Annotated in this window: 28 protein-coding genes; 25 read left to right on the top strand and 3 right to left on the bottom strand. The window is 43.7% G+C overall.

The features are described 5' to 3' along the window. From HW45_RS28635 to HW45_RS02590, 3 genes are all read right to left on the bottom strand, one after another. Window positions 1-252: recombinase family protein (locus tag HW45_RS28635; RefSeq protein WP_160171184.1), on the bottom strand; the 252-nt coding region annotated here is incomplete at its 3' end. 240 nt (window positions 253-492) lie between these two features. After that, the gene (locus tag HW45_RS28630) at window positions 493-822 is read right to left on the bottom strand and encodes a DUF723 domain-containing protein (RefSeq protein WP_081875739.1); all 330 of its coding nucleotides are present in this window, start codon (window positions 820-822) and stop codon (window positions 493-495) included. 6 nt (window positions 823-828) lie between these two features. Beyond that, window positions 829-1,419: a DUF2913 family protein gene (locus tag HW45_RS02590; RefSeq protein ID WP_038224476.1), complete on the bottom strand. Its 591-nt coding sequence runs from the start codon at window positions 1,417-1,419 to the stop codon at window positions 829-831. Between the two features lie 372 nt (window positions 1,420-1,791). On the opposite strand from HW45_RS02590, the gene HW45_RS02585 reads away from it, so the two are divergent. The 25 genes from HW45_RS02585 (at window position 1,792) to HW45_RS02465 (ending at window position 20,862) form a co-directional block, all read left to right on the top strand. Next, window positions 1,792-2,091, top strand: a complete 300-nt coding sequence (locus tag HW45_RS02585) for a type II toxin-antitoxin system HigB family toxin (RefSeq protein WP_038224474.1) — start codon at window positions 1,792-1,794, stop codon at window positions 2,089-2,091. A gap of 11 nt (window positions 2,092-2,102) precedes the next feature. Next, the gene (locus tag HW45_RS02580; protein WP_038224473.1) at window positions 2,103-2,471 is read left to right on the top strand and encodes a helix-turn-helix domain-containing protein; all 369 of its coding nucleotides are present in this window, start codon (window positions 2,103-2,105) and stop codon (window positions 2,469-2,471) included. A gap of 145 nt (window positions 2,472-2,616) precedes the next feature. Further along, the gene (locus HW45_RS02575) at window positions 2,617-5,601 is read left to right on the top strand and encodes an SIR2 family protein (protein ID WP_038224471.1); all 2,985 of its coding nucleotides are present in this window, start codon (window positions 2,617-2,619) and stop codon (window positions 5,599-5,601) included. A 327-nt stretch (window positions 5,602-5,928) separates the two neighbouring features. Beyond that, a complete protein-coding gene (locus tag HW45_RS02570; protein ID WP_038224469.1) occupies window positions 5,929-6,156 on the top strand; it encodes a hypothetical protein in 228 nt (75 codons plus the stop codon). An 11-nt stretch (window positions 6,157-6,167) separates the two neighbouring features. Continuing rightward, a complete protein-coding gene (locus HW45_RS02565; protein ID WP_038224467.1) occupies window positions 6,168-6,554 on the top strand; it encodes a hypothetical protein in 387 nt (128 codons plus the stop codon). Between the two features lie 300 nt (window positions 6,555-6,854). Beyond that, window positions 6,855-7,040, top strand: coding sequence for a hypothetical protein (locus HW45_RS02555; protein ID WP_038224463.1), 186 nt, complete (start codon window positions 6,855-6,857; stop codon window positions 7,038-7,040). A gap of 11 nt (window positions 7,041-7,051) precedes the next feature. Continuing rightward, window positions 7,052-7,303 (top strand): hypothetical protein, encoded by a 252-nt coding sequence (locus tag HW45_RS02550; RefSeq protein ID WP_038224461.1) that lies wholly within the window; start codon window positions 7,052-7,054, stop codon window positions 7,301-7,303. 8 nt (window positions 7,304-7,311) lie between these two features. Continuing rightward, window positions 7,312-7,521 (top strand): hypothetical protein, encoded by a 210-nt coding sequence (locus HW45_RS02545; RefSeq protein ID WP_038224459.1) that lies wholly within the window; start codon window positions 7,312-7,314, stop codon window positions 7,519-7,521. 42 nt (window positions 7,522-7,563) lie between these two features. Then, window positions 7,564-7,911 carry a hypothetical protein gene (locus tag HW45_RS02540; RefSeq protein ID WP_235225343.1) on the top strand — a complete coding sequence of 116 codons (348 nt, stop codon included), beginning with the start codon at window positions 7,564-7,566 and terminating at the stop codon, window positions 7,909-7,911. 630 nt (window positions 7,912-8,541) lie between these two features. Beyond that, window positions 8,542-9,042, top strand: a complete 501-nt coding sequence (locus tag HW45_RS02535; RefSeq protein ID WP_038224458.1) for a hypothetical protein — start codon at window positions 8,542-8,544, stop codon at window positions 9,040-9,042. A gap of 50 nt (window positions 9,043-9,092) precedes the next feature. Next, complete coding sequence (locus HW45_RS02530) at window positions 9,093-9,581, top strand: hypothetical protein (protein ID WP_038224456.1); 489 nt, start codon at window positions 9,093-9,095, stop codon at window positions 9,579-9,581. A gap of 6 nt (window positions 9,582-9,587) precedes the next feature. Further along, a complete protein-coding gene (locus HW45_RS02525; protein WP_038224455.1) occupies window positions 9,588-9,863 on the top strand; it encodes a hypothetical protein in 276 nt (91 codons plus the stop codon). Window positions 9,864-9,866: 3 nt separating this feature from the next. Then, the gene (locus HW45_RS02520) at window positions 9,867-10,172 is read left to right on the top strand and encodes a hypothetical protein (protein WP_038224453.1); all 306 of its coding nucleotides are present in this window, start codon (window positions 9,867-9,869) and stop codon (window positions 10,170-10,172) included. A 44-nt stretch (window positions 10,173-10,216) separates the two neighbouring features. Further along, window positions 10,217-11,587, top strand: a complete 1,371-nt coding sequence (locus HW45_RS02515) for a DNA sulfur modification protein DndB (RefSeq protein WP_081875738.1) — start codon at window positions 10,217-10,219, stop codon at window positions 11,585-11,587. A 68-nt stretch (window positions 11,588-11,655) separates the two neighbouring features. Continuing rightward, window positions 11,656-11,874: a hypothetical protein gene (locus HW45_RS02510; RefSeq protein ID WP_051867678.1), complete on the top strand. Its 219-nt coding sequence runs from the start codon at window positions 11,656-11,658 to the stop codon at window positions 11,872-11,874. Continuing rightward, window positions 11,844-12,107, top strand: coding sequence for a hypothetical protein (locus HW45_RS29205; RefSeq protein ID WP_152559600.1), 264 nt, complete (start codon window positions 11,844-11,846; stop codon window positions 12,105-12,107). The genes HW45_RS02510 and HW45_RS29205 overlap by 31 nt, the downstream gene beginning before the upstream one ends. After that, window positions 12,088-12,576, top strand: coding sequence for a RadC family protein (gene radC / locus HW45_RS02505; RefSeq protein ID WP_038224451.1), 489 nt, complete (start codon window positions 12,088-12,090; stop codon window positions 12,574-12,576). Before HW45_RS29205 ends, radC begins: the two co-directional genes overlap by 20 nt. A gap of 484 nt (window positions 12,577-13,060) precedes the next feature. Continuing rightward, window positions 13,061-14,875, top strand: a complete 1,815-nt coding sequence (locus HW45_RS02500; RefSeq protein WP_038224449.1) for a ParB/RepB/Spo0J family partition protein — start codon at window positions 13,061-13,063, stop codon at window positions 14,873-14,875. A 256-nt stretch (window positions 14,876-15,131) separates the two neighbouring features. After that, window positions 15,132-15,419, top strand: a complete 288-nt coding sequence (locus HW45_RS02495; RefSeq protein WP_051867677.1) for a hypothetical protein — start codon at window positions 15,132-15,134, stop codon at window positions 15,417-15,419. Window positions 15,420-16,117: 698 nt separating this feature from the next. Beyond that, window positions 16,118-16,870 (top strand): hypothetical protein, encoded by a 753-nt coding sequence (locus HW45_RS02490; protein WP_038224447.1) that lies wholly within the window; start codon window positions 16,118-16,120, stop codon window positions 16,868-16,870. A gap of 49 nt (window positions 16,871-16,919) precedes the next feature. After that, window positions 16,920-17,306: a DUF7659 family protein gene (locus HW45_RS02485; RefSeq protein WP_038224446.1), complete on the top strand. Its 387-nt coding sequence runs from the start codon at window positions 16,920-16,922 to the stop codon at window positions 17,304-17,306. 93 nt (window positions 17,307-17,399) lie between these two features. Further along, window positions 17,400-17,729, top strand: a complete 330-nt coding sequence (locus HW45_RS02480) for a hypothetical protein (RefSeq protein ID WP_038224445.1) — start codon at window positions 17,400-17,402, stop codon at window positions 17,727-17,729. A 57-nt stretch (window positions 17,730-17,786) separates the two neighbouring features. Continuing rightward, window positions 17,787-18,230, top strand: a complete 444-nt coding sequence (locus HW45_RS02475; RefSeq protein ID WP_038224480.1) for a lytic transglycosylase domain-containing protein — start codon at window positions 17,787-17,789, stop codon at window positions 18,228-18,230. 341 nt (window positions 18,231-18,571) lie between these two features. Continuing rightward, window positions 18,572-19,699 (top strand): tyrosine-type recombinase/integrase, encoded by a 1,128-nt coding sequence (locus HW45_RS02470; protein WP_038224443.1) that lies wholly within the window; start codon window positions 18,572-18,574, stop codon window positions 19,697-19,699. After that, window positions 19,696-20,862, top strand: coding sequence for a tyrosine-type recombinase/integrase (locus tag HW45_RS02465; protein ID WP_152559599.1), 1,167 nt, complete (start codon window positions 19,696-19,698; stop codon window positions 20,860-20,862). The genes HW45_RS02470 and HW45_RS02465 overlap by 4 nt, the downstream gene beginning before the upstream one ends. Window positions 20,863-21,192: the final 330 nt, after the last annotated feature.

The following is a 21,192-nucleotide window of genomic DNA, read 5'->3' as shown; positions in this document are numbered from 1 at the left end:
CGACTCTGTCGCCGGCTTGTAGGGGAGGCGAGAAAGCCGGTCAACTTTCTCAATGAGCAACACATCACCTCGATGTGAGTCTTCAATCAAACGAGCTAATTCAGCTCTCTCTAATTTAGTGCCTGATAAATGTTCAGTATAAAAACTAGCAATGCGTACATTGTGTTGTTTGGCAAAATTGTGCAGATCACTTTTTGCTCGTTCGGCATCCTGCTCTGTCGTTGAGGCTCGTAGATAGGCTCTTATAAACATCGTTGCGTATTTATGGTTCGTTTTGGGTGTGGTTTTTTATTTTGGTTCGCATAGGGTTGAAAATCAATACTTATCGAACCAGAAGGGCGTGTATTTTACTGGTTCGCTTGAGGTGTACCCTTTTAAAACTACTCGGATTCAGTGACGCTCAAAAACACACACATGCACAAATCATATTTATTTGTATGTTAGTTTGATTGATTGTTTGTACGGTAGTAAGCGTACAGATATTGAGCGTGGTTACTTTAATATCCGTTTCAATAAGTCTGGATATTGGGTTTGGTAACCGCGTACATTGAATTGATTTGTCCCGCAGCCTTCTTCGGCTCTTTTTTTGGTGTAGTTCTCTTGTCTTTTTTGTCTCGATGCTTGGCGTCCACAGTGAGGGCAGCCTATTTCTCGGGTGAGAAAGTTACCTGGTGAAACATGAAAATCACCGTGTATAGGACAGGTGATAGTGACGTGGGCTCGATTGTTTTCATACCGAACTTTTGAATAATCATAGAGCTCACCAAACTTTTCTTTGGCGTTAATTAAAAACTGCGTTGCTCTTTCTTCTTTACTCGCCATGGTTTTTTAGTGTTTGGTCACAGGATGGAGAAGTAGGTGGGCTTGGAACGTGTCACTATTCCATTCTTTCATTTCGGCGATGAACCAGCCATGACGGTTGATAACGTCAATGAGCTCTGGGGCGCGCTCTAACTGGATAAGCATTGATAACGGCGCGACTTGTGAATCATCATGGTCAAAGCAGTGTTCGATATGCTCTTCTAACATGTATAAAATGCCTGGCTCGGCTGCTTGACCTTCTTCAAATAAGCGGGATTCAATTCGTTCTTCATCGTAGAGATAGACCAACAACGAATAGAGCTTTTCAGCTCCAGCAATTTTAGTTTGTTTGGCTTTTTCATTTATCTCATACAGTTTCATTTCCAAATTACTCCCCTTGCTTCTCGCGGTTTGGATCATTAGCTTGATGTCTTTTTTGATATTCAACAAGGCTTTATCATTGAGCTTTGGTTTGAGATATTTAAGTAGGATCTCATTTCGCCTTGTGACAGGGACATAGCGAGAAGACGTCGATACTTGAAACAAAAGATGGAGGAGGGCATGGCTGACTAAGCTGTGCAGATTCTTATAGTATTCGAAGTCTTTTTTGATTTGCATACTGGCTTTAATGTCTATTGATAGATGGTGATTGCCACGTTTTGCTCTACGGCTACATTGAAGTCTTTTATATTGGGGCTGATTTCAATTTTCCAAGAACGGGACGCCAAATTCACACCTTTAATTCAATTTGTTGCATAATACTTCTGGTAGCGATAGAACCAAAATGGTCGAGTAGAGCATTAGGGTATTCTGAACCATCAATGAGTTTGGAGTATATCGACATTTCAGAAACTCAATTATACCAAGCTGCGCAACTGGCTTTATAACTCTATTAGGTTTATGATTTTATGTTATTTCCCTTTTTGGGAAAATAACATTTGACTGTTTATTGCATATTTCCCATAATGGGAAATGTGGCAAAGGGGATGTATGCGAATTTTATCAAGAGCAACTTTACGAGAGTTTTGGGAACAGCCTAATTACGCTGATTCTGAACAGCCACTAATGGCATGGTACGACGAAGCCAAACACGCAAATTGGCAAACGCCCCAAGACATAAAGGCATTGTACCGAAATGCGTCTTTCGTTGGCAATAATCGCGTTGTGTTCAACGTTCACGGCAACAAGTATCGACTGATCACCGCGATTAATTACAAATTTTCGATGGTATATATTCGCTTTATTGGCACACATGCAGACTATGACAAAGTTGATGCGAAAACCGTTTAGAAGAGGCAGATATGCAAGTTAAACCAATCAAAACAGCAGATGATAACCGCGCTGCTTTAGCGCGTATCGAGCAGCTTTGGGATGCTGAACCAAACACACCAGAGGGTGATGAGTTAGAAGTGCTTGCCACTCTAATTGAGGCGTTTGAAGAAGCTAATTATCCAATTGCACCACCTGATCCAATCGAAGCAATCAAGTTCCGTATGGAACAGCAAGGCTTAGAGGATAAAGACCTTGTACCTTTCCTTGGTCAGCGTAGCCGTGTTACGGAGATTCTGAGCCGTCAAAGACGTTTATCTATCTCAATGATTCGCAAGCTACACGATGGGCTTAGAATCCCATTGGACAGCCTTGTGAAAGAATATCAACTGGTTAAATAACATTGAAAGTTTCGACAAGCGCACTCTAAAAGCGCGTAAGCTAGTTACCTCTTCGCTTATGAGTAAAGAGTTTTCGCAGCCTCAAATCGACACAGTGATCAGTATCAACGACAAAGCAAAACAATAGCAGGAGAAAAAGCAATATATGTCAATTGGCTTTTACGATGAACGTATTCTAAATATACGCCTCAAAAAAAATAACAAAGGGTCTACTTTTTTATTTGGTGCTGCATTAAGTCAAGTAACTAATGGGGTAGGCATACCAAACGTTGAAGGTGTCATTGAATTTATTGAAGAATATGCAATAGAGCAAGAGGTTGATGAACTCTATTTTGAAGAAGCTAAAGGCTTTTCGGAACAGGATAGATACCAACAAGCTTTTAGCTTAATCGCCGGTCTATGTGGTCAAGAGTCGGTGAATGAAATCATTAAACGCGTAGTAGAAAGTAATCTCGATGAAAACGGTAAACATCGAGTACCCAAGGCAATCAAAGATTTCGTTACTAGTATCAAAAACGGCAATATCGTAGTAAATAATATCATCACGACAAACTTTGATACGCTACTTGAGGAGGAGTTCAATAATCAAGGAATTTCTGTCAACTCTTTTAGCGTAGTAGCAGATACTCAGCTACCAAACGATATAAACGACAATATCAATATCTATCATTTACATGGTAGTTGGGTGCGTGGCGACTCAATGCACACAACGAATCAGTTGCAATCAAACAGAGACCGCATTGAAACTTCGCTGCAAAACCTCATTGGTAATCAAAGTTTGGTGGTTATGGGGTATGGTGGATGGGATGATAGCTTTACTCGTTCTTTGGCGTCAGCAGTGATTAACACACAGATGAACTACAATATTCTATGGTGTTTTTACCAAGGCAACAACGCCGTAATAGAGCAAAGAGAAGCCCCTTTATTAAATCGTTTAAACGATGGCATAAGTCGTGGTCGAATCCAGCTATATAAGGGGGTCGATTGTAATAAGGTGTTCGCAACACTGGCACAGGTAAGTGCAATAAAAAAAAGACAAGTTGAGCAACGTAACATTGAACAAAAACGTTTAGAAACCATTAGCTACTACAACATTCCCGAACGGCATTACAGTAGTCAAACTCGTGGGCGAACGAGAAGTAAAGCTATACAAAAGCTGACAAAAAACAACTCATTGTTTGTAAGGTCACCATTAGGGTTCGGTGTCTATGACTTTATCTATTCGCTAACGAACTCGGTATCTGATAAAGCTACTCACTGCGTGAGAGTGAACTGCTCTGAGGTGATTTCTCAAGCACAAATTGAACATCAAGTTCTTATGGATTCAGGCCAATCTTTGTCGCAGCTTTCTTACTTACTCAACTTGCGTGAAGATGACGTGCATTTCATTATTTTCGATAAAATTCGTGGTGACATGGATGCGGAAGCTTTGATGTACTTGTCTAACCTTCCGAAGAATCTTAACGTTATACACAACAAGGTATTTTTTATTTATACGTCAAGCGTTGACATTAAACAGTTTAGTAAAGTGCAAGTTGAACTAAAAAAACTAGATCGAAACGATACTCAGCTTATTCTAGATAATAGATTCGACAAACATAATTTTACACATGCGCAAATAACCCAGATATACGAATACTCAGAAGGAGTGGTAGAGAAGCTGGAACTAATAATGGATTATTTGAATGTTAGCTCTGTAGAAGAAGTACTTTCGGATGTCGAGATGTTCAATGATGCGTTCCACTCAGAACACATCCCTAAAACCACTATGAATCAGATTAATTTGTTGTTCAATGAGCCTACAAAAGAACCAGTATTAAGGTACCTGAAAATTCTAGCTGTTCTCAAGAACGGAGAAACGTTGACCAACATTCGCAAAGCTGAAATGGGAGTCGGTCTATATGCTAAGCACACCATGGAGCTTGTTAGACTAGAACTCGCCACAACAGTGCAACTAGATCAAGACTCAAAATTAGTTAAGGTTAACCCTATAATCAAAGACTATATGATGAGTAAAATGACTCGTGAAGAGATATTGCGAATATCAAACGAGTACCTAGATGTTACGCTCACCGAAACGAAAAAGGGTGTGAAGCTCAGCTCTATCAACCGAAAAATCTCTCAGTCCGGATACAATACAGAGGAAGATAATACCTGCACCTTGCTTCGCAATGCATTCGAGGAGTGTCGAGATAATATTCGTCATTTAGAAGCAACAGGTCAGTCAACTGAATTGGCATTCAGAAGAATGAATAAGCTGTGTTATCTAAGCGGAGCGTATGTGTTTTTGCTGAAAAGTACATCTCGATTCACAGAAACAATTACAGCCATAGATAGCTTATTGGATGTAATTAAAGAGGTCGATAGTGAACAGTTACACCGTTATTATGCTCTAATGTCCAGTTCGTATAGAATGAAAGCTAATTACGATGAAGCAAAAGAGTACTTAGATTTATGTGAAGAATTGTGCCCAGAGTCTGATAAATGGACGCTGGATATGATTTATAGAGAAAGATTGAGTTTACTTGAAAGTATCGATTTGGACGCGGCAATTAAACTAGCAAAATCACGGAAAAATGAATTCCACAAACAGTCTGTCGAGAGCATTGTGTCAGAAGCCCTACTTGCAGAACGTAAACCATCTGACCTTCGTTTAAAGACGTTAGTTAAACTAGAGAAAAAAGCAAGAAAGCTCGGTTATTTTACAGCAGCAAACAACATTTTGTTTACTGTTAACAGACAACGTACACATAGTGAAAAGATTAACAATCTTAATAGAGCAATACAATCAGATCAAAGCGAATATAACGTATGTCGAGCTAAGATATACAAACATCAAGCACATGTAGAAATGGGGCTTTTTGAGCGAATCAAAGACCAAGACATAGGCGAGCTTCTAAATATCTACGACTACCTATTTAGGCAAAAGTTTGACTCGCTTTTCAATCAATGTCACCAGTTACTCTGGGAAATCGCCGAACATAGGAAGATGCATGATGTGATCTTTTTAATATTTTTTAAAGGCACCATTGTGTGGCGTTTAAACTCTGACAATGATAATGAAATGAAATACGGCACAAAAATCAAAGAAATCCCTCAACCAAGGCTTCTAGAATTCCAACCATCTTAAATGGCGTTAGCAGGCGCTGGTTTAGGTGTATTTATAGTAGGCGTGATTTTGTCGGGCACTTACGAGCATGTAAGCAGCTCACCTATAGTCGTTCAGGATTGCATGAGCAAATCTAGGTATCGAGAGGGAAAAGAGATCATGAAATACGCACAAGGTGAAGTGTCATTTGAGTTTTAGGCACTGGTAAAAGAAGCAGTAAAAAGTGCTGATACAGAACATAAATTAGATGCGTTTATGAACGTCCTACATGATGCCGTTCTTACCGCTAAAATGACCCTGACGGGCTACGGTTAAATTCTTGGAAAGCTCAAAACAGGAGTAAAGAACATGCAGTATGAAACAGATCCAAAAGGCTTGTCATGGCCTATCAAACCTTCACTTATCATTGATGAAATTGCCGCTGGAATAGTGAATGTTTCCTTATCACCAGAAGTTCCGTTATCCACTTTTTCACTTAAGCAATCTTTCGAAAATATGACGTTCAAGGGTGAAGCTAAAGAAAAATGGATTGAGGTGCTTCGCGATATTGCTGACGAACTGGAAAAACAGACGTAAAGATAAAACTTATGACAAGACTATTTATGATTTGCACTGATGTTATTTACTCTGATGAATGGTTAGACTGGTCACTAAATGAAACAGTTATAATTGACGTTTTCGAATCAGAAAATCGCAAAGAGGCAAGAAAAAGAACAGCTAGAGAGAGCCTTGATTCTCCATTGATTCAATCACGTTTATCTAAGGCTGGTTTTAATGTTAATTATGATCTGAAACCAAGGCTGGACTTCCATCAAACATATGCTGTTCAAGCTAGTGTTTCGCTCCTGACTTCTTTCCCAAATATTTTACCTGCTTTAAAGGTTTATTGTGATGAAGTTAATAGTGACAAGCCGATTAGAACCAGAATATTAAAAGCTATCGGACGCATAGAGAAGTCTAAATTTCTAATTTAGGAGAAAAGATGTGGTTAGAACTTTGAACCTAAAGGCAAGTACCTACTTTAAGATTGGTCTAATTAGCCGTTTGGCTTTTATAGGTTTGGGAGTTTTCGCTTTTGTGAATTTTGAAGCTTTTTTGAAATACTCTTTTACCTCTCTAACAGTCAAACCAGAGATTCGATACTTTATTTTAAGCTTCGGCGTTATTGGGTTTATTTATCATAGCGTAATGCTATATAGATGTAAGGCCAGTAACTAAGGCAAAGAGTTCTCACATGATCTGGATGATTTAGATTACTAAGGGGAAATGAAGCTATGGCGAAATTGACAATTCTACTAGGTTGTATCGCTGTTCTGTTTGGGTTATTCCTTTGCTTCGACTCATTTGCCAATGGCGGCTTAATGTGGAATTTCTTTGCAGTATTGGGGATATGTTTAGTTCCATTTGGGGCGTATATCGCAGTCGTTAACTATCGCATTATGCGTGAAGAGACTAATTAGAGGTAAAAAGCATGGCATTTATAGAAGACGTGGAAGTGTTGCTATTAAGTGAATCTCATGTAGTTGAGCACATTAAAGGCGTTGAGCTTGAGATTGTCAGCGATAAGCTTATAGCCCACACAGAGACAGAGTTGAAGAATTTGCACACTCATAAACTTGAGCTTTCTTATGAAGCAGCAGAGGCGCTTTACATTAAGCTTGGTCAACGACTTAAAACGGCTCAAGAATTGGTTGAAGAAAATTCGGCTATCATTACCGACTAAGGTGGAGCATGGCTACTGATTACTTCGATAAACCTATATGTTTAACTCAAGCCGCAGTTTTGCTTGGCCTTCGCGTCTCTGTTCTAAAAAATGCTTCCCTCAAAAATGAATTGCTTCCTGGGGAAGTAACGCCACCTAAACGCCATGCTATTGGCTATAGCGGGTTTTATTTCTGTGGCCAAGATGTAAAACGCTGTATGCATGAGTTAAAGAAATAATTCATGTCTTATTCGTATCCATACGATTAAGGAGAGATAAACTTGAACATCAGAATCAGTGCTCAACAAAAGAATGCTCTATTGATGATCCACTTCGTTGAGCTAAAAATGGGTACTCATACTCCAGTGAATACCGGTTACCTTCGCAAGCAAGTTGGCTTCTCTTTGTCTAAAGAGCTTCATCGTAATCACTTTAGTGTTGGGTTGAATAAACTGGTTGAAAATGGCTATTTAGTTGCCCAACCTAATACGGATAAGCTTCTTAACGTTAAAGCAAGAGATAACGAAATGATGTGGCAGTTGACCCAGAAAGGTCGTATTTATGCTGAAACTTTGCATTCCGCTAGACTCAGACCAAAGCGTTCCTACACAAAATCTAAGAAGTCATAAAGTCATAAAGTCATAAAGTCATAAAGTCATAAAGTCATAAATATATAGCGCCATACTTTTTTGAACCTAACTCAGGTGTAGTTTTGTGGGTTCAAATAAGTGTGCGAGTTTAAGCCTGTTTCTGGCGTTTGTGCTTTTCCCTCTTGTTCGGTCTCCTATCTGCTTTCTTTTTCACACTCGTTATTAATTTGGGTGTTACCCTTCAGGCAAGGCTTTTCGCTTGTATCTTTCATCTATGGACTAAGAGTTCCATCCCCTGAAAAGTCACTATCGTGCCTTCCCTGGGCGTGGATCTCTAAAGTCCTTATCTAAAAGGATACCGCTGCAATCCTGAACGCCTCCGTTGCGCTATGCGTCTTAAGCGACGCGCTCCACTGCGCATCGTCGTAACCTCCTCTTTGCCATTTCACTGCTTTCCAATGAAGTTCGAGTAAGGGGTTGGCTTGTCTGTGTCGAGCTTCCTTTACTCGCATCACTGTCTGGCACTCGCAGGCTGTTAACCATCCTTCACCAGAACCTCATTGACAAGGGTATATGAACGCTAACGCGCCCTTGTCACTGAGAACCATGGCGAAGGACTGGACAGCCAAGCGGCTCCAGAAAGTGATACTCAAACAGAAGGAAACTCCTATGACACAGCCAAACGCAACCCCAACTCTCTCTACATGGCAAAACAGCGACCCACGTTTCGCCGTGGGGCACGCCAGCCCTCCTAAAAATGATATCTCCTTAGTTCTACGCTCAGAACGTGACTATGAGCAAGCCAAATCAGAACTGGCTTTCTTGGAAGAAAAATACAGTGAGGTAAGTGCAAGTGAGTTGGATGCGTTCCATCTGCGTATGTCAGAGCTTGCTACCGCTATCTCATCTTACGAAGGGAAAGTCACTACATCCATCAAGTTGATTGATGCTCCTCTGAAATACAACGCCTCGCGATTTCGTGACTGTGCTCAAAAACCGTTACTTATTCGTGATGGTCATTCGGGTGATGTCGTCACTCAATACTCTGCTCCAGAAGGTGGTTGGACGTTAACGACGGTGCAAGAGCGTGCCAAAAACCATCCTTGTCAATCCCTTGATAACGTTGATGCCACAGTCGGTTCTTGGTGGCTAGGAAGTACTGAAATTTAAACACGTTCTTGCCGTCTTTATGGCGGCATTGAGAAAGAAGGAGTGATGTTATGTTTTCAAGTCAAACACAGCGCCAAGCAACAATTCCTGGTACTTGTGCCGAGGTCTTATTAACCGGTCGTCGTCAGCTGAGAAGCCTCAAGCAGAAAGGTCGTGACACCCGTCCGGCGATGTCATTAAGTCAAGCGTTTAAAAAGGTACGTCAGCTGAAAGTGTTGAGTGACCAAAAACGAGCAGAGAAGCGCGTGGTCATTGATGCACTGAAAGAAAGCGGTCTGTATCAAGAGGTCTGTCAGTGCCTACCAGAGCAGCGTGTGCTCAGTACCGAAGACATCGATAGGTTACGTCATCGCTTAGCGACTACCACGGCGCTCCATGAATGGTCGTGGTTCGTCGTAGGGAATGCGTTATTTCATGGCGTTGTGATGTTTTCCCGTTTTAAAACGGTCGCGCCAGCCCTGCTTCTGAAAAGTACTGCTAATGGCTTTGAGTTGCAGTCGTTCCACTTTGACTTTTCTACACAACAACTGATGGGGTAAGACGCAATGAAAGGTTCGACACAAGAAGTTAGTTATGACCGTTATGGGCGAATGCAATATCACCCAGACTATCACCCGAATCATGGGAAGCCTTGGAAACAAACCGACCAAGCTTACTTGATACAGCGTTACGACCTTGATGGACCTGAGCAAGTGAGTTTTGCGCTAGGGCGCACCATCCACACCATCATGACAAGAGCTTATGAGCTTCGTAAAGCCGGTTTAATGCCAAAGCCAGCCACACAAATTCATCATCGACGCCTGCGCGGACTAGGGGAGTGAATCATGAAAATGCCAACGCTATTTACTGCCATATCGGAACTGACCGCTCGTGATTTTAGAAAGCAAGCCGTCATCACGCCTAAACATAAATTCGATGTGTATGACGATGACGGGGTGCAAAAGTGCAATGTCATTAATTGGTCTGTGGAGTATAAAACGCACGTTTACCAAAAACTCGACATCGCCACGGTCGATGGGAATCCGTTGTATTTCGTCGAGACCCATTGTGCCTTAGGGCAAGCATGGCTTTGTAGCGAATCTTTTCGAACCATCAAAGAAGTCAAAGCCCACCTGAAAGGCAACATCTAATTCACAGTTTTAATGCTTTAAATCCAAAAAATGAGGTAACCATTATGTCTGAATTTACATTTGATATCCCAGCTGTCCGCGGCATCCAAGCGGGCCGTCCGTTTTATACCATCAATGCGCCATTCGGTGTGCTGCAGCGTTTGGTAGCATTCGATTCCGGTAATGTCCTGGCACGTTCGCAGCGTGAGGTGAACCCCACTCGTGCTAAGAAAATCTCTCAATACATCCAAAATAACCCAGAGAGCTACGTATTGACGTCACTCACGGGTGTAATTAATGAACAGCCAGAGTTTATTGAATCGGAGCACGCCAACGTTGGACTGTTAAAAGTGAGTATGGATTCGGAAATCTTGCTCTTTGATGGTCAGCACCGAACCACTGGCATCATCGATGCGCTGAAAAGTGAGGTTGAACTGCGTGGCCACAACATTCCGTTGATGCTGTTTATGGAGATGTCCCTGGAAGAGCGTCAACAAGCGTTTTCAGACATCAATGGCCACACAGTGAAACCCAGTACCAGCATCAGCGACACCTATAATCAACGCGACGATTTGCCTAAGTTTGTGGTTGAAATGGCAAAAGACTTAGCAGTGTTTACCAATCTTGTGGACTTCGAGCGTAATGTGATTGGTAAGAGCAGTGAGTATCTTTTCCCGATCAAAATCTTGAAGGATGCGACGGCGCGTTTACTGTGTGTGAAAGTCACGGATAGTTTGAGCGATGAACAGCGTGAAGTGGCACGAGACTTTTGGAGTGCGTGTGCCAAACCGTTACTGTGGCAAGCCTTCCGTTATTGGGATGATTCGGCGGATGAGTTTCGTGCAGGATACCTATCTTCTCACGGCGTCTTTCTCAATGCGTTAGGGTTGGTAGGACAGTGTTTGGTTGGTCAGTATGGGACGACAGAGAAAATCAGTGATTTAGGAACGCTGAATATTAAGCGAGACAGTGAAGCGTTTGTGGGGCGCTGTATCGATGCGGTCACCGGCAACATGCTCACTAATGCGACGGCCATTAAGTTAACGGCCATCAAAATGCTGTGCCATCTTGACTGTCCAGTGTCACCAGAGCTACAAGCGTTAGAGCGACAATACTTTCCTGATACAGTGTTTCCTTCTGCTGTGAATGCATCGACTGAATCAGAACCACAACCAGAGGCGCCTCAAGAGGGTGCGGCAGTTGTGAGTGAACCGGAATATCAGCATGCCTTTGCTGATATGGTGCGAGAAAAGTGGCCAGAGTTAACGGAAGCTCAAGTCGAAAACTTCTGTGAGCAGTGCGAACTCGTGACGACGGGTTATGGTGAGACACCAGACAGCGCTAAAACCGCAGTTCAATGCATGATTAACGCTATGCGTAAGCCTTCGACGGTGCTGCGCACCATTCGAATAAACTACGAAAAAGCCATCGCTTAAAAGTCGAGGGTCGGGGCCGGCACGATGTCGGTCCTCTCTTATATCGCATTGATAACAGGAGCAATGTAATGAACGTCCGTTCCCTTTTCTTTAAGATCCAAGATATCTCAGAGCAAGCCAGCATCGAGAGCGGCACATCCTATGACGAGTATATTCGTTTGTTCTCACTCTATTTTGAGCGCAGCTTTAAACGTCGTTCGAAAGAGGCGTTGAAGATAGCTCGTCAATTTGGTTATGACTCTGCATTGGCCGCTCAGTGTCTGCAGCATCGAGGACGACGTCGGTAATCATCCGTGTAGGCGGTAAAGTCGGCGGTCGTGTTCGTTCGTCAATCGCACCTTCCTTTAAACCGTCTCTCACCACAACCTGTTTTGCAAGGGAAGTACACGCAGTATCCCTAAAGCAACTTGTTGCTAAGGGCTACTTGCCCCTTGTCAAAGCAGAACGATGGAGAGAGGCCGGACAGTCAGGCGACAACGAAATGAACACGGGAGTAAGCCATGACTGCATCACTGATTAATTACACAGATACCTCACTCTTCACGGCCGAAGAGCAAGAAACTCTGGCACACGCCGCTGACATTCTTAAATCAAAACTGATTATCAGCGAACAACCGGCACTGACTACACCGAACCTAGTTAAAGCGTTTTGTCAGACCTCATTGGTAGCCAAAGAGCACGAAGTATTCGGCGTTATTTTCCTTGATAACCAACATCGCGTTCGATCTTCTGCAGAGCTGTTCACCGGCACCATCGATGCTGCGTCTGTTTACCCTCGTGAAGTGGTTAAAAAAGCATTGGCTGAGAACGCGGCGGCTATAGTCCTTTACCATAACCATCCCTCTGGCACCGCAGAGCCTAGTCAAGCTGATCGCCGAATCACCAGGCGACTTGTCGATGCATTGGCACTGGTTGATATTCGAGTGCTCGATCACTTCGTTATCTCGTTCGAAGATACCGTATCGTTTGCTGAACGCGGCTGGATTTAAGTCATAGCGGCCTTCGGGCCGCTATTTGTTCTTATCGCAGCATCCAGACTTTGGTTGAAAATATCTTCACCTTAGGGCGTTCTCACGCCACAACGTTCCAGATACCCAATCACCCAACGCAAAAGCCAGGATAAGGTTGTCGCGATCGCGACAGCTTTCTTTCCCCACGTCACTTACACTAGGCGCCTGAAGCGGCGCGTGTTCGTTTGTGGGGTGAGGCTTTGCTGTGTGCCTGCGGCCCACCGCTGATTTCGTCCCTTGAATCGTTGAGCGCGCAAGGGGTTGGCTCTGGTGTTCGGTTATCCCCTTTGAGGTTTCGCATCACTTGTCTATCGCTCTGACTTCTAGATATCTCAAACCCCGCCCCCATTGGCAAGGGAGGGCAGAGCCGCGTTGCGCCCTTGCCAAGTGGGGTTAGGGCTTGAGCTAGAGAAGTCAGGCAACAAACGAAGTGATACTCAACCAACTAAAAGGGGACCACCTTATGAACACCATCACTCAACTCCCAGCGCGCTCTAACGTTCAAGCAACGACCAACGTATCGACGTTGGACTCTCAGGCAACTGCACAAAGCGATAACGCTTTACAGCGATTACCTATTCGTGTGCTGGTTGTATCTGAACTCAATGTTCGTAAAACCAAAACCACCAAAGAGCAAGATGCCGAGCTAAAAGCCTCTATTGCTGCTCACGGCCTGATTCAAAACCTAGTTTGCTTACCAGAAGACAATGGAGTCTATGGGGTCGTGGCTGGCGGTCGCCGTCTGACGCAGCTCAATGAATTGGTCAAAGACGGTCTGTTAAGTATTGATGATGTTGTGTCCGTTAAGGTACTAACAGACAGTGAGGCGAAGAACTACGCACAACAATTGTCACTGACAGAAAACCTATCTCGTGCAGCCATGCACCCTGCGGATGAATTCGAAGCATTCAGCGATATGATAGAGAAAGGCGCAACGGTTGAGGCCGTAGCGCAGCACTTTGGTAAAACGCAAACCTACATCCATCAGCGTATGAAATTGGCGGCGGTTATCCCTGCTGTGCTCAATGCGTATCGTGAGGGCGAAGTCGGACTTGATAGAGTGATGGTGTTCGCTATCGCCAGTCCTGAGCGTCAAGCAGAGGTATGGGAGCAAGTCAAAGAGAGTCGTTGGTACAACGATAATGAAATTCGCAACATGCTTAAAGAAACCGCCATTGAGTCTACCCATCTACTGGTTAAGTTTGTTGGCCAAGAAGCGTATGAACAAGCGGGAGGGGCTGTTACGTCGGATTTGTTTTCCGACAAGGTGTACTTTGAAGACCGCGACTTGATGGAATCGCTTGCCACTCAAAAAATGGACGTGGAAGCAGAAAAGCTAACAGCGCAAGGGTGGAAGTGGACGGAGGTTATCTTACAGCGCACGTTTGATGAAACCAAAGGCTACAAAGAGTTGGTCGCCAACAAAGGCCACTACAAAAAAGCCGAAAAAGCGCTGGCAGGGTGTATTTTATCATTAGGTTACGATGGTCAAATTCACGTCACCAAAGGCTTAGTGGCAAAAGCTGACCGTAAAGCCCTTAAAGCGTTACAGGATAACAAAACGAAAACCGAAGCAGGTAGCTACGGGGACGGGGTAGGAAGTGAAGACGTCTCCATTGAAGCAAAAGACTATTCCAATGCGCTGCAAGAAGATCTCAAGGCCCATCAACTGGTGTTGTCAAAAGTGGCTCTGCTGAATACCCCACAGGTTGTGCTGGATGCGCTCTACTACTCACTGTGTATCAATGTGCTGAACAGTCGCTATAGCGATACACCAATGGATGTAAGCGTGAAAGACACCCATCTAGAGCCCAAACAAGGTGAATTTGAGCGTAACAAGGCACTTGAGGCCATTGATGCACATAAACAAGGGTTACCCCTTGCTTGGATGGAGGAAGAGACCCCAGCGCAGCGTTATGAAGCCTTTTGTCAATTATCTGCTGACGACAAAGAAGCGTTACTGGTGTTTGTGTCGGCGATGGTGTTTAAAGCCCCTTACCATGTTGTTGATATCGCCACGCAGGTGCGCAGTAAAGTCACCATTGACTGTGCAGACTACTGGCGACCAGATACCGACAGTTTCTTGAAACGCATCGATAAAGACGCGTTGATTGATATTGCTCGTCCGGTTATGTCAGACACGTGGCTGCAAAGCGCTCAATCGCTCAAAAAAGGCGATTTGGTTACGCAGTTAGACACTTGGCTCAATGGTGGTGACGAATCGCTCACAGTGGCGCAAAAGACGCATTTTGCTAAGTGGATGCCTCAAGGCTTTTAAATCCGTTGATAGCGTCACTTCGGTGGCGCTGTCTGCTGGGCATGGTGAACCATCATCATGCCCCTTTGAATTGCCTTGGTTGTTTTTCAACTCGTTCACACTCTTAACGCTAGGTAAAAAATAAGAACCCTGCAACTGCCCACTCGCAGGCTCGCTAGGCCAGTTGCACGAACCTGATTTTTCCCCTTGACGCGTCCGTGTAAACAGAGATGAAAAAATCAACACATTACGGTACAATCAATTAAGGAGAACGACAATGAATAACAACATGAACTCAAATGACTCTGGCGACATCACCCAAAAAGACTTGCTCAAGCTCTTGTTTGACCAAGCGCAGCACAATGCCACCCGTGAAGAGGTGAACGCGTTGGAAGCTCGCATGGATAAACGCTTCGAGAAGATTGACGAACGCTTCGAGAAAGTCGATGAACGCTTCGAGAAACTTGAAGCCAAGTTCGACAAGAAGTTCGACCGCCTTAACTGGCTACTTATCACGACACTGATTGGCGTTATCGCCAGTCTTGCTCTCCAAATCCTGAAATAATCTCTAATTTCCCCTCTTCGAGGGGAAATGCCTGCCAGCATTTCTATTTGCTCTACTCACCACCACTGTGTATTTGTGCTCTAACTCTTACCTTTTATGGCTCATTTTAGTCACCTGTATTATTATTTTAAAACAGTGGGTTAAAGGGTTCTGTGGCGATTTGTCGATGTGAGGGCACAAATTAGTCAGGTAAAAAACTTGATGATGACATTTTATTACGACTGGATTTGATCGTTAATTGAAAATAATAAGCAAGACGGGCGTTACCCTTCGGGCAGGGCTTTCCGCTTGTATCTTTCAGCTATGGACTCAGAACCTCATGCCCCGAAAAGTCACTATCGTGCCTTCCCAGGGCGTGATGTTCTACAAGTCCCTATCTAAAAGGATATCGCTGCAATCCTAAACGCCTTCGTTGCGCTATGCGTCTTATGCGACGCGCTCCACTGCGCATCGTCGTCCCTCCTCTTTGCCATTTCACTGCTTTCCAATGAAGTTCGAGTAAGGGGTTGGCTTGTCTGTGTCGAGCTTCCTTTACTCGCATCACTGTCTGGCACTCGCAGGCTGTTCACCATCCTTCACCAGAACCTCATTGACAAGGGTATATGAACGCTAGCGCGCCCTTGTCAATGAGAACCATGGAGAAGGACTGGACAGCCAAGCGGCTCCAGAAAGTGATACTCAAACAGAAGGAAACTCCTATGACACAGCCAAACACAACCCCAACTCTCTCTACATTGCAAAACAGCGACCCACGTTTCGCCGTGGGGCACGCCAGCCCTCCTAAAAATGATATCTCTCGCTCTCGTGCCTTGTTAGCGAATTTTGAATGGAATGTGAAAGAATTCGATGTCTATATACATACTGAGGTGTTTGTGTCTTGTGACGGTCATCCTTTTGACGAAGATGATAAGAAAACGAATTGGCGAGTTTGTGCATGGGAAAAGAGCGTAAATGAAGAACAAGCCGGATCGGTTGTTTTGCACAAATGCGAAAATGCAAAAGAAGCAAGGGCACTTGTTAATGCTGTCATTGAATCTGGTATGACATTTGCCGATGATGGTATCTCCTTGGTTCTACGTTCAAAGCGTGACTATGAGCAAGCCAAAGCGGAACTGGCGTTTCTAGAGGAAAACCTAAGTGAGCTAAGCGCAAGTGATATCGATGCGTTTTATCAGCGTGTTGCCGAGTTAAGCCACGCTATCGAGATATGGGAAAGCATCCAAACCGAGCCAGGATTTACCATTGCTAAAGACAGCAATATCACCCCTCAAGAGCTCACCCAATCTGGTTTTGTGATGAAGGATTTTAAATTCTATCCATCCAATTTTTCAGAAGTGAAAAAGCGTGTTGAGTTTCATTTAAAAAACGGAACGCTTAATGACTCCTTTGTTATTTTGGATGTGTCTACATCCAATAAACGTATTTATTCTTTCGACCGCTGCCCATTTTAACGGATGGCTTTTCTTTTATTCATTAACCACATAATAAGGAAGCGTAAATATGAAATACCTATCTGATTACATCAAGGATAAACAAACCGAATTGTATGATAAAACGGGGGCATTTTTTGCTTTTTCTAAAGAGCAATTCGAAGACGGTAAAAAAGAAGGTATAGAATATTGCCATCTTTTTGCTGGTTTAATTTGTCCACGTGATACTGCACAAGAGGTAATGGCTGGATTAGACAAAATACAAAAAGAGGGGATTGCTCAAGATATCGCGGAAAATGGCAAAGCCGCCATTATTCGCAGAGAGCTATTTAACCATGAATGTTTTTATACCGGTGATGTTACTGATTGTGTCGAAAAGCTCGACGGTTACGAGATTTCACAAGAGGAAATAGTAGCTGTGTATCTGCATATATGTAAAACCGAAGACGTCGATTGAGCGACAAAGAAAAGCGCCTTGATATTCGCTTGGAACAAATATCAAGGCATGCCCATATTCAAACAATAAACTAATCTTTAGGACTGCTTAATTATGAACGAAGTTGATACTACACCAAATTACACCGAGTCGCAAACTTATGTTTGCACCGCTGTACCTTTTGAACTAGGTAAAACAGTAATGACTCAAGGCGTTGCTAATTTATTGGAAACCAATATTGGTGCAAATCTGCATATTTATTTGATGCGTCATCAAAGCGGTGATTGGGGCGACATGCCAATTGAAGATAAAGTTACAAATGACGAGTCAACAAAATCAGACGGTCGCATTATGTCAAGTTATCAATTTTGTGGTGAAAAAATCTGGATAATCACCGAGTGGAATAGAAGCGTAACCACCGTCTTACTTCCTAGTGAATATTGATGATATGAATTGATGTGATAAAATGGAGTCCTAACAAGGACTCCATTTTTTATGCCTATGAGAAAATTAACGTTACTTTGCGGTTTACTCCCCAGTGTTAGTATGGCTTTTTGTTTTGATGAAGCGGGAGCCTATTATAATGTGTCACCGGATTTACTTCGATCTATCGCGCAAGTTGAAAGCAGTCTCAACCCTAACGCCTATAATGAAAATCGCGATCAATACGGAAATGTGAAAAGTCGTGATTTTGGACTCATGCAGATCAATTCAAGTTGGTTTTCTCGATTGGCAGAATTTAAAGTGAATGAATCCAATGTATACGATCCATGTTTCAATGTGTCACTAGGCGCTTGGGTATTAAGCTCAAACTTTGCCAGTCATGGTTATAATTGGAACAGTGTCGGCGCGTATAATGCCGGCTTTTCGAAACGCACCGAAAACGCCAGAAAAATATACATCCAAAAAGTCCAAAACGTGTATTTTTCGCAATACGTTAAATAAACCGACTTGCACCATAATGGTGCGCCTGTCCTTCCAGATTTCCCTTGCTACCTCTTCGCGAACGCGTCCAGACCTGAACGATTCAATCGCCATCGAGTCGGCTCTACGATACTCACTTAACCAAAACACCCGAAAACACACCGAACGGATTGACGTTTCACTGAACTGTCGTTGCTCTCTGAAAATTCCCCACACCCCACGTCATAATCTGGCGATTATGGATGGTTGTCTGGTGTAACTTACTGAAAGTAAGTTGATTTTAGTCTCTGTTTTTAGGCGTAATGGCACATTGTTTATTCGTTTATCGTGGCAATGTGCCCCTGAAAACAGGAGCATGAACCATGCCAAAACAGATGCTTTCTCAACGATTCATAGACCGAATCAAACCCAGTAATAAAACTCAAGAAGTGTATGACACTAAAGTGTCCAATTTGTATTTACGGGTGTATCCATCCGGTAAGGTCAATTATTTTGTCCGTTTTCAACATGATGGATTACGGCAGAATCAAAAGTTAGGCAGTACAGACGAACTGTCATTGAGCCAAGCGAGAATCAAGGCTAAGACGTTGATAAATCAAACTCGTTGCCTTGTGTCTAATGAGCGTCCGGTTGTGACCCTTCGGGCTTTTTCTGTGGAGTTTTTTGAGCGTTACTCTCGTCATTGGAAGCCCAAAACCTTAGAGAAAAATGAAAGTGCTTTTCGCTTGCATATAGCGCCTTTGCTTGGTGAACGATGGGTACATACCATTGAACGTCAAGATGTTGAACAGTGGTTCAGTCAGTTAAGTCACATTAAGGCTACTGCGAATCAGTCGTTAGTCTTGTTGTCAGTGATGATGCAACAGTGTGAAGTGTGGGGCTATCGAGACAATAACACCAATCCATGCCGACGTTTTAAACGTTACAAAGAGAAAGGAAAAGAGCGTTATTTAACGCCGGATGAATTGCGTCAGTTGTGGCGAGCATTAGAGACATTAGAGCATGGTTATCCAATTGCAGTAATGGTGATACGTTTACTGGTGTATACGGGGTGTCGCTCTTCAGAAGTCAGGACGTTGCGTTGGGATGAATATCGGGGCGGGCATTGGCATTTAACTGACAGTAAAACAGGGGCGAAGACCGTGTACCTGTGCTCACAAGTCAGGGAATATCTAGCGCATTGGTCATCAGACAGTGAGTATCTTTTTCATGGCAGAGACCGCAGTCAACCCTTACCCGAACATGCGCTCACTCAGGTATGGAAATTAGTGTGTCAGGACGCGAAATTAGAAGATGTTCGTTTGCATGACTTGCGTCATACCTATGCCAGCCTCGCTTTGCAATCTAAAGTGAACTTGTACGCTCTGAGTCGATTACTTGGTCATGCCGACCCTAAAACCACGTTGAGATATGCTCATCTTAGTCATGATGACGCATATAAAGCCGCGTCTCATGTTTCCAGAGTACTGGTTAAGGGGATGAAGCAATGAAGACGGTGAAGCTAACGCAAGCGATTATCCAGTCATACATCCCATCGTCTCGAACGTATACGGTGTGGGACAGTCTGACCTCTATACTAGGTGTGCGAGTGTGCCGTGATGGGCGATGTTTTTATGTGATGCGGACAGCGAAAGGCAATCAGACGGTTGCTTCTACAGAGCAAATCAAGTTGAAAACCGCACGTGAATATGTAGAGCAAACCTTTCGTACGGCATTGAAGCAAGGGTCTCGTCAGAGTGGGCGAATGATTCGTTTTGACGCCTTGGTGAAGAATGAATGGACAGAGAAAGTCATGCAGAGTTGGAAGCCAGCGACACAAAGTACCGCTAGAAGCGCACTTCATTGTTACTTATTCGAAGCATTTGGTCGATATCCCATACATCGAATTGATTCGATTCATGTTCAGCGTTGGTTTGATGCACTCAGTCAAAAGTATGCAGGAGCAGCGAATCGTAATTTGGATGTGCTTCGGTCGATTTTTGCGTATGCGGTGAAGCAGGGATATTGTGTTGACAACCCTTGTGATGGGGTTAAGCAAAATCGTCAACGCAACCTGAACCGTTTTCTCAGTCATAATGAGTTATCAAAGCTTGATAGTGCTTTGCAAGCGGTGAGTGAAGTCGGGGAGGTAGAGGCCTGTTGTTGTCAGGCGCTCCGGTTAGTGCTGTTGACGGGATGCCGGATATCAGAAGTGACGGGGTTGCAGTGGTCATTTGTGAAAGGGAGTGAATGGCACTTACCCGACAGTAAAACAGGGGCCAAGATTGTGTATGTTGGACAGGCAGCACAAAGACTGGTGTCTCAACTGCGTAAAGAATACGCAGGGTATCAAAGTGAGGATGTGTTTCCGTTATTAAGCGGCTTTGCGAGTAAACCGACGAAAGTCCATACCGTGTGGGTTCAGGTTCGAACACTGGCTGAAATAAAGGGTGTACGTATTCATGACTTGCGGCATACGTTTGCGAGTTATGCGGTGTTGGAAGGGTATCCGATACCGATGGTGGCAAAGTTATTGGGTCATAAGCGAATATCGTCAACGCTTCGTTACACACACGTAGGTGACGCATATCTAGAGACAGAAGCTCAGAAAATAGGCTGGGTTATTGATAATATCTTGAACGATAAAGCTAGTAACAAAACCAAGAAAAAATAGATGGTAACAATTCGATATCAGAGGTGATGACTGGAAAAATCCACCGGAATAGAGCAAAACAACCCCAAAAAGAGACAACGGTTCGATTCACGGAAACGGAGTCGCAAATCCAACGCTATCGTGATGAATTGGATTTCTTAGAGTGGATGTAGTGTGTTACGCCACAGTGTAAGAGCACAAACAGCAGAAGGGTAAATTGATAGTGCCCTCTGTTGTATTTTTGTCGATTAGACGACACTTGTTACCAAGGGTCGTCCCTCTAAGACCCCAGCGGGCAACTTTCACCGCACTAGGCTCAAGCCTTCACGAGGGCCCCGATGGGCACCAGGC

This window comes from Vibrio sp. ER1A (assembly GCF_000733315.1).
GTDB classification, from domain to species: Bacteria; Pseudomonadota; Gammaproteobacteria; order Enterobacterales; family Vibrionaceae; genus Vibrio; species Vibrio mediterranei.
The sequence above is the reverse complement of the archived record's forward strand: the minus strand, read 5'-3'. Positions and strand labels throughout refer to the sequence as shown.